This is a genomic window from Gloeobacter violaceus PCC 7421 (genome assembly GCF_000011385.1).
GTDB lineage: Bacteria > Cyanobacteriota > Cyanobacteriia > Gloeobacterales > Gloeobacteraceae > Gloeobacter > Gloeobacter violaceus.
In genome coordinates this window covers 3,085,912-3,097,694 of record NC_005125.1, presented here as the reverse complement: position 1 = coordinate 3,097,694, position 11,783 = coordinate 3,085,912, and the positions used below count along the sequence as shown (strand labels likewise).

11 protein-coding genes are annotated in these 11,783 nt (G+C 63.4%); 6 read left to right on the top strand and 5 right to left on the bottom strand.

Going from position 1 to position 11,783, the window contains the following annotated elements:
• Positions 1 to 93: 93 nt before the first annotated feature.
• The 3 genes from GLL_RS14970 to GLL_RS14960 all read left to right on the top strand — a co-directional run bounded on the left by GLL_RS14970 (position 94) and on the right by GLL_RS14960 (position 1,305).
• Positions 94 to 546, top strand: coding sequence for a hypothetical protein (locus tag GLL_RS14970; RefSeq protein WP_011142895.1), 453 nt, complete (start codon positions 94 to 96; stop codon positions 544 to 546).
• Positions 547 to 704: 158 nt separating this feature from the next.
• Positions 705 to 917, top strand: coding sequence for a type II toxin-antitoxin system VapB family antitoxin (locus GLL_RS14965; protein ID WP_011142894.1), 213 nt, complete (start codon positions 705 to 707; stop codon positions 915 to 917).
• Positions 904 to 1,305 (top strand): type II toxin-antitoxin system VapC family toxin, encoded by a 402-nt coding sequence (locus GLL_RS14960; protein ID WP_011142893.1) that lies wholly within the window; start codon positions 904 to 906, stop codon positions 1,303 to 1,305. Before GLL_RS14965 ends, GLL_RS14960 begins: the two co-directional genes overlap by 14 nt.
• Before the next feature lie 21 nt (positions 1,306 to 1,326).
• On the opposite strand, the gene GLL_RS14955 is transcribed toward GLL_RS14960, so the two are convergent.
• The 5 genes from GLL_RS14955 to GLL_RS14935 form a co-directional block, all read right to left on the bottom strand.
• Positions 1,327 to 2,046 carry an ABC transporter ATP-binding protein gene (locus GLL_RS14955; protein WP_011142892.1) on the bottom strand — a complete coding sequence of 240 codons (720 nt, stop codon included), beginning with the start codon at positions 2,044 to 2,046 and terminating at the stop codon, positions 1,327 to 1,329.
• Positions 2,047 to 2,167: 121 nt separating this feature from the next.
• Positions 2,168 to 3,829 carry a chaperonin GroEL gene (groL, locus tag GLL_RS14950; protein ID WP_011142891.1) on the bottom strand — a complete coding sequence of 554 codons (1,662 nt, stop codon included), beginning with the start codon at positions 3,827 to 3,829 and terminating at the stop codon, positions 2,168 to 2,170.
• Positions 3,830 to 3,867: 38 nt separating this feature from the next.
• On the bottom strand, positions 3,868 to 4,179 hold the full coding sequence (groES, locus tag GLL_RS14945; protein ID WP_011142890.1) for a co-chaperone GroES: 312 nt from the start codon (positions 4,177 to 4,179) through the stop codon (positions 3,868 to 3,870).
• A 62-nt stretch (positions 4,180 to 4,241) separates the two neighbouring features.
• Entirely contained in the window at positions 4,242 to 7,115 is a 2,874-nt protein-coding gene (locus tag GLL_RS14940) for a CHAT domain-containing tetratricopeptide repeat protein (protein ID WP_231848236.1), read from the bottom strand.
• Between the two features lie 59 nt (positions 7,116 to 7,174).
• A complete protein-coding gene (locus GLL_RS14935; RefSeq protein WP_164929134.1) occupies positions 7,175 to 8,893 on the bottom strand; it encodes a sigma-70 family RNA polymerase sigma factor in 1,719 nt (572 codons plus the stop codon).
• Between the two features lie 774 nt (positions 8,894 to 9,667).
• Between GLL_RS14935 and GLL_RS14930 the strand changes: the two genes are divergently transcribed.
• From GLL_RS14930 to GLL_RS14920, 3 genes are all read left to right on the top strand, one after another.
• A complete protein-coding gene (locus tag GLL_RS14930) occupies positions 9,668 to 9,862 on the top strand; it encodes a hypothetical protein (RefSeq protein ID WP_164929133.1) in 195 nt (64 codons plus the stop codon).
• Between the two features lie 119 nt (positions 9,863 to 9,981).
• Positions 9,982 to 10,209, top strand: coding sequence for a hypothetical protein (locus tag GLL_RS14925; protein ID WP_164929132.1), 228 nt, complete (start codon positions 9,982 to 9,984; stop codon positions 10,207 to 10,209).
• Positions 10,210 to 10,406: 197 nt separating this feature from the next.
• On the top strand, positions 10,407 to 11,780 hold the full coding sequence (locus tag GLL_RS14920) for a pentapeptide repeat-containing protein (RefSeq protein WP_011142886.1): 1,374 nt from the start codon (positions 10,407 to 10,409) through the stop codon (positions 11,778 to 11,780).
• Positions 11,781 to 11,783: the final 3 nt, after the last annotated feature.

Below are 11,783 nucleotides of genomic sequence, written 5' to 3'. Positions count from 1 at the left end.
GTACGCTGTTTTTGGCCCTGGGCCTGACTGGAGAGGCATTTGACACGAGCCACCGAATTGCCGCCTGCACTGGATACATTTTTGCTGGAGTTGATGACCATCCAGCAGACGGCTTCCAAGCAAATTGCCATCCTGGGTTCCCGCCACGTCCCCCTCGGCCATCAGCAACTGATCGAAATCTTGAGCTACGCCCTGGCCCTCACCGGCAACCGCATCCTCACCAGCGGCGCCGCCGGCACCAACCAGGCGGTGATCCGGGGTGTGGTGCGCGCCGATCCCAACGCGCTGACGGTAATCTTGCCCCAGAGTCTGGATCGCCAACCGCGCGAAACCCGCGACCAGCTCGAAAACATTATTCATCTGGTCGAACACCCCGAAAACAACCACATGCCCCTAGGTGAGGCGAGCGTCGTCTGCAACCGTGAAATCATCGAAAAGGCGCAGCAATTGATTTGTTTTGCCTTTCACGACTCGCGAGTACTGCTTGAAGGGTGCGAATTTGCCGAGGAGTTGCGCAAGGTCGTGACGCTTTTTTACTTCGATTGAGACCGGCTTGTTCGTAGACATCGGCCGTCGGGTAGGCTTTTCCCGGCCAGGCGCGGCTACTTTTTCCACCAAGCTGGGCGCGCAGGTACTGGTCGCCAGGGGTCCGCGTCAATCTGGCAACGTGTATAATACACACATACATACACGCTATACACATTATGCGTACCAACGTCGAACTTGACGACGCGCTTCTCGAAGAAGCCTTCCAATTGACCAACGTCCGAACCAAGAAAGAATTACTGCAGCTGGCACTGCAAGAACTTATCCGCGCGCGCAAGAAGCGCAACTTACTCGATCTAAGCGGGCAAATTCGATTTGCCGATGATTTTGACCCCGAAGCTCTGCGCGTGGATCGTCGTGTTTCTGGTTGACACCTCGGTGTGGGTGAGTATTCTTCGCGATCGCACCGGGATGGCGAGGGAGTGTTTCGAGCGAGTAGTCGGTGACGAGCCAGTATTTTTGAGTCGCTTCACGCAGATGGAGTTGCTGCAGGGTTGCCGCGATCAGCGCGAATGGGTGCTGTTGCAAACCCATCTCCAGGAGCAAGACTACGCTGAACTATCGGAATACGCCTGGACACAGGCAGCGCGCATCTACTACGACCTGCGGCGGCGAGGATTAACTGTCCGCAGCAGCATCGATTGCTGCATCGCTCAGCTGGCCATCGAGCGCCGACTTGCACTTGTGCACAGTGATCGCGATTTCGAAGCGATTCAGCAGGTGCGCGCACTTTCTTGCGTGCGATTTTCCTGCATATAACAGGCCATGGAGGGAGGAACCTCAGCTGACCATCGATTCGCCCAAATAGCTCCGGCGTACTTCTTCGCAGACGAGTAGTTCATTGGCCGGACCTTCAAGGGCGATGCGGCCGTTTTCGAGCACGTAGCCCCGGTCGGCCAGTTTTAACGCCTGCAGAGCGTTCTGTTCGACTAAGAGCACCATCACTCCCTGGGAGCGGATGCGCTCAATGATCTGAAAGATGCTTTGCACAATCAGCGGTGCGAGGCCCATGCTGGGCTCGTCGAGCACCAGCAAGCGCGGTTTGCCGAGTAAGGCCCGGCCGATGGCGAGCATCTGCTGCTCGCCTCCCGAGAGGGTGCCGGCGCGCTGGTAGCGGCGCTCCTTGAGAATCGGAAACAGATTAAAAATGTCTTCGAGGTCCGTTTCGATGCGGTCGTTGCGGGTGTAGGCGCCCATCTCCAGGTTTTCGAGCACCGTGAGGCGCGAGAAGATGCGCCGCCCCTCCGGAACGTGCATCAGCCCGGTGCGGACAATCAGGTCGGCCGAGAGCCGGTCGAGGCGCCGGTTGTCTAAAAGCACCTCCCCGGCGGTGGGCCGGATGAGGCCCGAGATGGTGCGCAGCAGCGTCGATTTGCCGGCGCCGTTGGGGCCAATCACCGTCACCAGTTCCCCCGCTCCTACGTGCAGATTCACCTGGTGCAGCACTTCAATTTGCCCGTAGCCCGCCGTCAACCCCCGCACTTCCAGACCGGTACCCATGCTGTCGCTCGTTTGTTCTCTGCCTATTAATACACGGCGCACACCATTTGGCTGATTGCCCCACCAAAAGTAAAGCCTGCACCGGTTGCGGCGCAGGCTTTGCAGGCGTGGTTTGGTGGGGCTACATCATGCCGCCCATGCCACCCATACCGCCCATGCCACCCATACCGCCCATGTCGGGGGCACCGGCGCCGGCTTTTTTCTTCTCGGGCTTGTCGACGATCAGCACCTCGGTGGTGAGCACCATCGCGGCGATCGACGCGGCGTTCTGCAGCGCCGAGCGGACTACCTTGGCCGGGTCGGCCACGCCCGCGGCAAGCATGTCGACAAATTCGCCCTTCATGGCGTCGTAGCCGATGTTGAAGTCCAGCTCGCGCACCTTCTGGGCGATCACCGACCCTTCGACGCCGGCATTATCGGCAATCTGGCGCAAAGGCGCCTCCAGGGCGCGGGCGATCAAGTCCGCACCGGTCTTCTCGTCGTCGGCCAGTCCCGCCTTGATGGCGTCGATCTTCTTGGTCAGGTGCAGCAGGGTCGTACCGCCGCCCGGCACGATGCCTTCTTCGACCGCCGCTTTGGTGGCGTTGAGGGCATCTTCAATGCGCAGCTTGCGGTCTTTGAGTTCGGTCTCGGTCGCCGCACCGACTTTGATTACCGCCACACCGCCCGCGAGCTTGGCGAGGCGCTCTTGGAGCTTCTCGCGGTCAAAGTCGGAGTCGGTGTCCTCCATCTGCTTGTGGATCTGGGCGATGCGCTTCTCGACGGCGGCTTTGTTGTCTGTACCGGCCACGATCGTGGTTTTGTCCTTGGTGATCGTCACCTTGCGGGCCTTGCCCAGCATGTCGATGGTGACGTTTTCGAGCTTGAGGCCGATGTCCTCGGAGATCACATCGCCGCCGGTGAGCACCGCGATATCTTGCAGCATCGCCTTGCGCCGGTCGCCGAAGCCGGGGGCCTTGACCGCCACGCAGTTGAGCACGCCGCGCAGTTTATTGACCACCAGCGTCGCGAGCGCTTCGCCTTCGAGATCCTCGGAGATGATGAGCAAGGGCCGCCCGGCGCGGGCAACCTTCTCAAGCACCGGGATCAGATCTTGAATAATCGAGATTTTTTTGTCGGTGAGTAGAATGAACGGCTCGTCGAGATCGGTGATCATCCGCTCGGTGTCGGTGACAAAGTAGGGCGAGACGTAGCCCTTGTCGAACTGCATGCCCTCGACCACATCCAGTTCGGTGACCAGGGACTTGGATTCTTCGACGGTGATCACGCCTTCTTTGCCGACTTTGTCCATCGCCTCGGCGATCATCTGGCCGATTTCTTCGTCGTTGCCCGAGGAGATCGTCGCCACCTCGGCGATTGTCTTGTTGTCTTCGACCGGCTTGGCCATGGCGGCGATTTCTTGCACCAGCTTCGCCACGGTCTTCTCCATGCCGCGCTTGAGGCTCATCGGGTTGGCCCCGGCGGCCACGTTGCGCAGGCCCTCGCGGATGAGCGCCTGGGCGAGCACCGTGGCGGTGGTGGTGCCGTCGCCGGCCACGTCGTTGGTCTTGGAGGCCACTTCGCGGATGAGCTGAGCGCCGGTATTTTCCAGCGGATCTTCGAGTTCAATTTCTTTGGCGATGGTGACGCCGTCGTTGACAATCTGGGGCGCACCGAATTTTTTCTCAAGCACGACGTTGCGGCCCTTGGGTCCGAGGGTCACCCGCACCGCGTCGGCCAGGGCGTTGACGCCCCGCTCGAGCGCCCGGCGGGCCGTCTCGTCAAACACAATCATCTTTGCCATTGCACACTCTCCCAAATAGTAAAATCGCGCCGCCTGTCCTACAGGGTGATGGCGAGGATATCTTTCTCGGCAAGCAAAATGTACTCTTCGCCCGCCACCTTCAGTTCGGTCCCGGCGTACTTGGCGTAGAGCACCTTGTCGCCCACTTTGACTTCGAGGGGCAACCGGTCGCCTTTGTCGGTGATCCGACCTTCGCCCACCGCCGTCACCTCGCCCACCTGGGGCTTCTCCTTGGCCGTGTCCGGCAGCAAAATGCCGCCCGCCGTCTTCTCTTCCTGCGCCAGAACCTTCACCAGCACCCGATCGCCGAGGGGCTTCAGGGAAGATGCCGCTACGGTAATAGTTGCCACAGCACTTTCTCCTTGGAGACCAAATTTTCATTCATCACGTTAGCACTCTCTTTAGTCAAGTGCTAACGCTTCTCCCAGGGGATCGCTTCTTGAAAGCGGGACGATGGCCGGGATTTCGTTGGACTTGTCGTCCGCTTTGCGGTCTCAAATGTGTTTGCCCTGTGAACAGTACCGAATTCATGCAACAGTAAAGCTCTACGTCGGTGCTGAGACAATTGCACCGGCCGCCAGTCCCCCGACGCCGCGAAGGATGCCCACCAAAAAGGGTGCGACCGTCGTTGCTGGCCTGACACCGCCAATTGCGCCTGCCGAAGGGCCTCAGAGCGTCCTGCTCCCGCTGCCAACCTCCGGTAGAACCGCTCCATCAAATCCGCCGTTGTCCGGTCCCCCACCGGCCACAGCGCCAGCACCTGGCTTCTCGTTCCCGCCAGGGCCAGTGCCCGCCTGAGCCCCTGCACCCCCTCGCCGCCGACGACTGCACCGGCTCCGCTCTGGCAGGCCGACACCACCGCCAGCTCGGTCCCTTCGAGATCGAGCCCCTGGGCTTCGAGGGCGGTGAGCACGCCGTCCTCGGTCCCCGAGGAGCGGGCGTTGAAGCCCGCCAGGGCCACCCCGGAGCGCAACAGCGGCTCCTGGAGCCCGATTTCTTTCTCAGCACCGCCTTGATCTTTGAGGAAGAAGCCGTGGGTGGCCAGGTGCAACAGGGCGGGGGAGCGAGTCGCCTTGAGGGCGTTCTCGGTGGCCCGCGCCCCAGTCAATAGTTCGGTGGAGGGAATGCCCAGCAGCCGGGCGACGGCGGCAGCCTCGACTTTGGCCCCAGGGAGGGGCCGGACGGTAAAGCCCGTCAGGGCGGGGGAGCGCAGGTTCTCCTCCAGGCGCGTCTCTGCCCCGTAGTCTGGCCCCGCCCTCTGTTGGGTGGCAGGGGATAGGCCGGCGGCGGCGCGGGCGAAGTCCGGCCCGCCCAACACCAGCGGCGCGGATCGAGGAGCCGAGCTGGCCTGGGCCAGCCGGGGCAGTTCGCGACCGGAGACAAGGTAGGTGAGGGTGTGATCTTGCAGCAGAGGGTGGCCATCTTGTCCGACGAGGGCGGCGAAGGGCAGGGTGTTGAGCTGTCCGTCGGGAGCAATGAGCAGGTGCTTGGCCTGCAACTGACTTCCCAGGGGGGCGAGGAGTTTTTGGTGCAGAAGGCGGGCGAGCTTGTGGACCGGACCATCGACGGGCGAGGTGGGATCGAGCAACCACGAGTGCCAGGCGGTCACCAGATCGTCTATCTGTCGGGCATCGCCAAGATCGACACCGAGGGGTGCTCCAGTGGGTCGCAACAGGTAGGCGGCGTAGCGCGATGCCCCAAATTGCCGATCGGGTGTGGCTGCTTTCGCATCGAAGGGGCGGTAGAGCACGAACTCGACGAGCACGGCGTCCTTGGGGAGGGCCTGCTGGACGGCCTGGAGGCTGAGCGGGCGGGTGAGCATGCGCAAAGGGCCGCCGGTACCCTCCAGGCCGTCCTCCAGTCGGCGAACCCGCTGCCGCAATTCGCCCACCCGGGCCTGGTATTGCTCGGAAGGCAACGGGCCAGATTCCTGAAAAACGAGGGAGGCCAGTTGGGCGCGGGCATCGGCCAATTGCTGCAACGGCTGCTGGCGGTCGGCAGGCAGACGTCGGCGCAGGCGGGCGAGGGCAAGGGTGGCCTCTTCCAGCACCCGCCCTTTGCGGCTAAGGGCGGCGGTGAGGGCGAGGCGGGCGGCCTCGGGGTCGTCCCCGAGGCGGGCGAGGTGGAGCCAGAGGGCAAAGTCGGCGGTGTCTTTGAGGGTGGCGAGGTAGGCCTGGTTTTGCGATTGGGAGGTGGAAGAAAGGTTGAGGGCGAGGTTTTGTTCCTGAATGTCGATGGCCTTTTGGAGGGCCTGGCGGGCGTCGTCGAGCCGGTCCTGGCCGAGGCGCAACAAAGCCAGCTCCTCAAAGCCAGTGGCAACATCCGGGTGCTCCGGTCCCAGGAATTTTTCGCGGAGGAGCAGGGCACGCCTGATGAGCGGCTCCGCCTCCGTGTAATCGCCCCGTTTTCGGCGCGGGATGGCCAGATTGACGAGGCTCTGACCCACCTCCGGGTGCTCGGTCCCCAGGGCCTTCTCCAGGATAGATAGGGCGCGCTGGGACAGCGGCTCGGCCTTCGTGTAATCGCCCAGCCGCCCGTACAGGGTAGCCAGGTTGTTGAGGCTTCTTGCCACCTCCGGGTGATCGGGCCCGAGGGCCTTCTCCAAAAGGGCCAGGGCGCGCCGGAACAGTAACCCGGCCTCCGTGTAATCGCCCAGCCGCCCGTACAGGGCAGCCAGGTTGTTGAGGCCTCTTGCCACCTCCGGGTGATCGGGCCCGAGGGCCTTCTCCAAAAGGGCCAGGGCGCGCCGGAACAGTAACCCGGCCTCCGTGTAGTCACCCCGTTCCGCGTGCAGGGCTGCCAGGTTGTTGAGGGTCTGGATCACATCCGGGTGCTCCCCTCCCAGGGCTTTCTCGCGGATGGCCAGGGCGCGCTTGTGGAGCGACTCGGCCCCGGCGTAGTTGCCCCGATCGATGTACAGGACCGCCAGACTGTTGAGGCTTCTTGCCACCTCCGGGTGATTGGGCCCGAGGGCCTTCTCGCGAATGGCCAGGGCGCGTCTGTAAAGGGGCTCGGCCCCGGCGTAGTTGCCCTGCTTGAGGTACAGATTGCCCAGACTGTGCAGGCTTTGGGCCACTTCCAGGTGCTTCTCTCCCAGGGCCTTTGTGCGGATGGCCAAAGCCCGTTCGGCCAGGGGCTGGGCCTCCCTGTACTGGCTCGCTTCCCACAACTTCACGCTCTGATCGTACAGCCGTTGCGCTTCGACCAGTTCCTCGCTCGGTTGTGCCTGAACAGGATAAAAAGGGCAAGCACCATTCAGGCTCGCCACCAGTGACAAGGTGCACAACCACCGACGGGCGCTACGACTCAGAGGAAAAGATAACAGCATCTCCCCAACATCCACTTTCATTCGTACTTGTGCACGGCCCCGGCACCCGCACCCGCATCCATCCCCGATGCAGGAACGTTCTCTGCAGGATCTTGCTTTGCCTCCTGACAGCTCCAGCGGTTCAGCTCCGCCTCCAACGCCACACGGTATCTGCCGCTTCCGGCAATGATGGCTTCGCGCTCCGCCGCCGTCCTGGCCTCCGACCCGCCAGCCGCCAGGGTCTGCAGCGAGCGCAAGACGAACGCGTCCACCTGCTCGCCGCCGGAGACGAGTATCTGGGGAGAATGACTGCCTTCTACCAAGGTGCCGTCAACCCCCAGGGTGACCTCGATCACGGCGAAGCCCTCCAGTCCGGACGGTACCGGGGCCGACGCCGCCAGCGCCGAGCATACGCTTTGCGCACCCGACGGCAAGGCGCGGGAGCCACTTGGGTTCCGCACCTCATCCGGGAGCGAGCCGGTGTCTGTCGCCGGGGGCTGCTGCACCCGAGCCGTCCCCGCCCTGTCGGGGTTTGCGACAGCCTTGGGTACTTTGGCTAAGCCCCCCGGCGATGCTTTTGGAACGGAGGGGCTGCCATTGTCCTCGACCCTGGGCACGCTCCGCCCTGCCTGTGGCCCTTTCACCGCGATCGGGTTGTGCCTGTTTGTCTGCTCAGGAGGCCTCACGGGGAACGCGGGGGCAACCGTCCTGAGAGAACCGCCGCTCGCCGCCGAATTCGGATGTTCCGCAGGACTTCCCGCCCGACTCGAAGCAGGGCGGCGAGAGTCACCAGTGGTAGGTTGTGGTCCTCGCCCATCCGGCGGATGAAAGACGGGCTGAAACTCTGACGGCGCGAGCACGAACAGCGCCCAGGCCGCGGCCACCGCCCCCGTCGCCAAAGATGCCGCCCGCGGTGAACCGGTTGACCACGACCCTGCCTGCGCCGGGCCTGCCAGTAGCTCGTTGAGCAGCTCTCCCTCAGGGCCACCGGCGGATTCGGGCTGTGCAAATTCGGTCCCTCGCCACCCCGAGCGGCGCACCATTTCCGGAAACACCCGCTCGAATGCCGCTTGGGCCACCGTGCCAGGGGCTGCGCGGCTCCCGGTCGCGGCCTGCCCTCCTCCATCCGAGAGTCCTCGGCAAAAGGCCGTTCCGCCGCATTCGTCTTCAAAGCTCTCTTCCAGGGTCTCCGCCAGCCTCCCGGCGGCGCGCTTGAGCTTCTGGCTCACCCGGCCGGGTGTCAGCCCCACCGATCGGGCCACCTCCTGTTGCCGCTCCCCGCGCAGGTGTACCCGTTCGATGAGCACCCGCTCCGCTTCCGCCAATCGCTCCAGTGCTCGCAAAAACCGCTCCCGGCACTGATCTTCGAGCAACTGGGTTTCGGGGCCGCCGCCACCGCTTGCGACCGTCTCGCCCAAGGCGGGCAGTTCCCCATCCTGGCGAGCGTCTCCCACCGGCGCGTCGAGGGACAGGGGCGCGTGCACCCACCGCTTCAGCCAGCGGCGCACGCGCCCTCCTTGCGTCTGCGGCGCCCGGCGGCCCCAGTCGGCATCGATCTCGGAGCACAAACGCTTGTACACCGGTAGCAGGACGTACACCTTGAACCAGGGCCCAAAGTGGCCCCGCTCGGGGTCGAAATGGGGCAGGCGAGCGTGGACCATGAGCTTCACCTCTTCGCTCAACAGTTCTGCGTCGAAGCGCGGGTGGCTCCCCGCGGGCGAGCGTCGGCAGAACTCCCGACACAGCCGGTCGAGCACGCTGTGGAACTCCCCAAGACCCGCCCGAGCCGCCTCGTGCTCCAGCCGCCCCAGGTGCTGAATTCTCTGAGCAGGAAGTAGACCCGGTGCGCCAACGACCTGCTGTCGTTTGCATTCGATGGGTCTTATTGCCAAAGCTAGTCGGTGCAATTGCTCCGCCCTGCTTTTATGGGGGAACCGCCGCTCGAAAGGAACGCTGCTGTCCACTGGTGTGACCTCACACTGCCGGAAAGGGCTGAAAAGGAAAGACGGCTGCGGGCAACGGTTTTGATAACACAAATACCGCTGCACAGTGCTAGGGGGAATGATAGCGCAATCCGGTTTGCGCAATCTCCTCGAAATAGGGAGTTGCCGAGCGACGGCGGTCGGCAGACGCCGCGCAAAGGCCCTTATTTATTGGACGGACGGACACCCGGACGTCGCTTTTCGGGCGGTATCGGAAAAAAAGTTTTGGCGGGGGGCTAAACCCGACGCGCGTTTTTGGATACAAGGGTTTTGAGACAGAACGCCCTTGGCAGGATGGCCGAACAGCAGCCCGCACGGTAGGTTAAAAAACTTGCACGGGTGACTGTTTTGCGCAAGATCTGCTCCCGTTTGCCCTCGCAAACTTCGGGGGTTGCCGCTATCGTTCGGCCGAGGGTTTGGGAGGTTCCATTGAGATGGTTTGCAAAGGCAAGATGGACGGACAAACAGGTTCTACCGGGAGAGCCGCCCATGGCGTTTTTCTGTTTTGTATCCCGTCCGTTCACTTCTACCAGCCCAACCCCGTGATCGATGACTGGGACCAGTCGCTCACGTTTGAGAGTGGGGGCAGGAGCCGCCTTTTGGGTCGACGACGAATACCTGCACATCGGCAAGCCGCTGCTTTCCAGCATGGGGTACCGCTTCGGCGGTGGCTGTGCCGCCGGTGTCCGGCTCGATGTCGGAGTGCTTGCCCAACTGCTCAATCCGCTTCGCACTGCGGGATAAGTGTGTGCCGCAGGTTCTGCGCCGCTTGCCACTGTCTTCGGACGCGGCGTTCGGATCGCGGCTGCCGACCGCCACGAAGCGCCCGTTCCCCGCTCCGCAGCCAGCAACGAGTTACGCGAATGAAACCAATGAAACTATTGAGCCGGCGCACCCCCTGTTCCGACAGCAGTTCGCTGTTGTCTTCGCTTGACTATCGCCTGTATCGCCTGGGCTGGAACCACCGTCTGCATTGTCATCCCCATCCCGTCACATACGTGCTGATGAGCTTGAGCTATCTATACCGCAGGGGATTCAAAGAGGCGGCGGCACAGCACGCTGCCCAGCACGCCGACGACGCGGGCCAGTAGGTTTGTATCCCAATGGTTGGACCGGTTGTTTGGATGCAATCGCGGCAGCCTGTCCGTTGGGCAATTTCTCGGACCTTTTTCGTACCGGCGCGCTCCCCCGAGCGCCGGCTTGGCGGGGGACCCGGGGCGATCCGACTGCGTACCGACCCCCCCCGTGCACACATCGAGAAGGGACACTAATTTGTGGAGCACCCCCAATGGCAAAGCTAGAGCACCTGAAAATACTCCTTTGCGGAAGTGCACAGTTCTCGGCGTGGCGGAGGGCCAACGGGGGCATTCGGCCCGATTTGTCGGCGGCGGACCTGGGCGGAGCCAACCTGGGTGGAGTCGACCTGGGCGGAGCCAACCTGGGTGGAGCCGACCTGGACGGAGCCGACCTGGGTGGAGCCGACCTGGGCGGAGCGGATCTGGAAGGGGCGAACCTGGGCGGGGCAAACCTAAGCGAGGCAGACTTGAGAGGGGCGAACCTGAACTGGGCGAACCTGAACTGGGCGAACCTAAACTGGGCCGACCTGAGCGGGGCGGACCTGAATGGGGCGAACCTGAACTGGGCCCACCTGAACTGGGCCGACCTGAGGGAGGCAAACCTGGGCGGGGCAGAACTGAACAGAGCGAACCTGAGGGAGGCAAACCTGGGCGGGGCGAACCTGAGCGGGGTGAGCCTGAGCAGAGCGTTCATGAGCGGGGCGGATCTGCGCGGGGCGGACCTGGGCGGGGCAAACCTAAGCGAGGCGGACCTAGGTGGGGCGAACCTGGGCGGGGCGAACCTGAAAGGGGCAGACCTGGGCGGGGCGAACCTGGAACGCACGAGTTTGAGGGGGGCGGACCTGCGCGGCGCGGACTTGCGAAGGACCCGACTCACCGGCTGCTCCCTTGAGGGGGCAGTTTTGGAAGGCTGCCAGGTTTACGGGACCGCTGCCTGGGACGCCAAAATCGACGAGAGCACCGACCAACGCAACCTCGTCATCACCGACGTGGGCCAGCCCGCGGTGAGCGTAGACAACTTGAAGATCGCCCGGTTCCTCCACTTGCTGATCGACAACGCCGAGATCCGAGATGCCATCGACGCGATCACCTTCAAGGCGGTGCTGATCCTGGGGCGCTTCTCGCCGGAGCGCAAGCCCGTCCTCGACGCCCTGCGGGAAGCATTGCGCGAGCGCGATCACCTGCCTGTCGTGTTCGATCTCGCCACAACCCAAAACCAGGCAGCCACAGAAACGGTCAGGATTTTAGCGGGCCTGGCGAGGTTTGTCATCGCCGACCTCGCCGACGGCAGGAGCGTTCCTGCGGAGTTGCACTCGATTGTCCCCGACATGGATAGCCTGGCGTTCGTGCTCATTGCGGAGGAAGGCAGCCGGGTGCACGGGCAAATCGAGGGGCTCATGCACCGGTCGAACGTCGTGGAAGCCGTTTTCGAGTACGGTTCGCCGGAACACCTCCTGGCCTCGCTTGGGGAGGGGGGCGTTGTCCCCGCCGAGGCGAAGTCCGAGCAATTGCGCGTGAACAAACAAGTGAGGACCCGAAACGAGGGGAACGCGTCGCTGCTCGAGTGTGGCTGCGCTGAAAGCTAACAG

What these genes read in the sequence shown, in the direction of transcription:
- GLL_RS14970 (WP_011142895.1), top strand. Translation starts at nt 94, where the DNA reads ATGACCATCCAGCAGACGGCTTCCAAGCAAATTGCCATCCTGGGTTCC.
- GLL_RS14965 (WP_011142894.1), top strand. Translation starts at nt 705, where the DNA reads ATGCGTACCAACGTCGAACTTGACGACGCGCTTCTCGAAGAAGCCTTC.
- GLL_RS14955 (WP_011142892.1), bottom strand. Translation starts at nt 2,046, where the DNA reads ATGGGTACCGGTCTGGAAGTGCGGGGGTTGACGGCGGGCTACGGGCAA.
- groL (WP_011142891.1), bottom strand. Translation starts at nt 3,829, where the DNA reads ATGGCAAAGATGATTGTGTTTGACGAGACGGCCCGCCGGGCGCTCGAG.
- GLL_RS14930 (WP_164929133.1), top strand. Translation starts at nt 9,668, where the DNA reads ATGACTGGGACCAGTCGCTCACGTTTGAGAGTGGGGGCAGGAGCCGCC.
- GLL_RS14925 (WP_164929132.1), top strand. Translation starts at nt 9,982, where the DNA reads ATGAAACCAATGAAACTATTGAGCCGGCGCACCCCCTGTTCCGACAGC.
- GLL_RS14920 (WP_011142886.1), top strand. Translation starts at nt 10,407, where the DNA reads ATGGCAAAGCTAGAGCACCTGAAAATACTCCTTTGCGGAAGTGCACAG.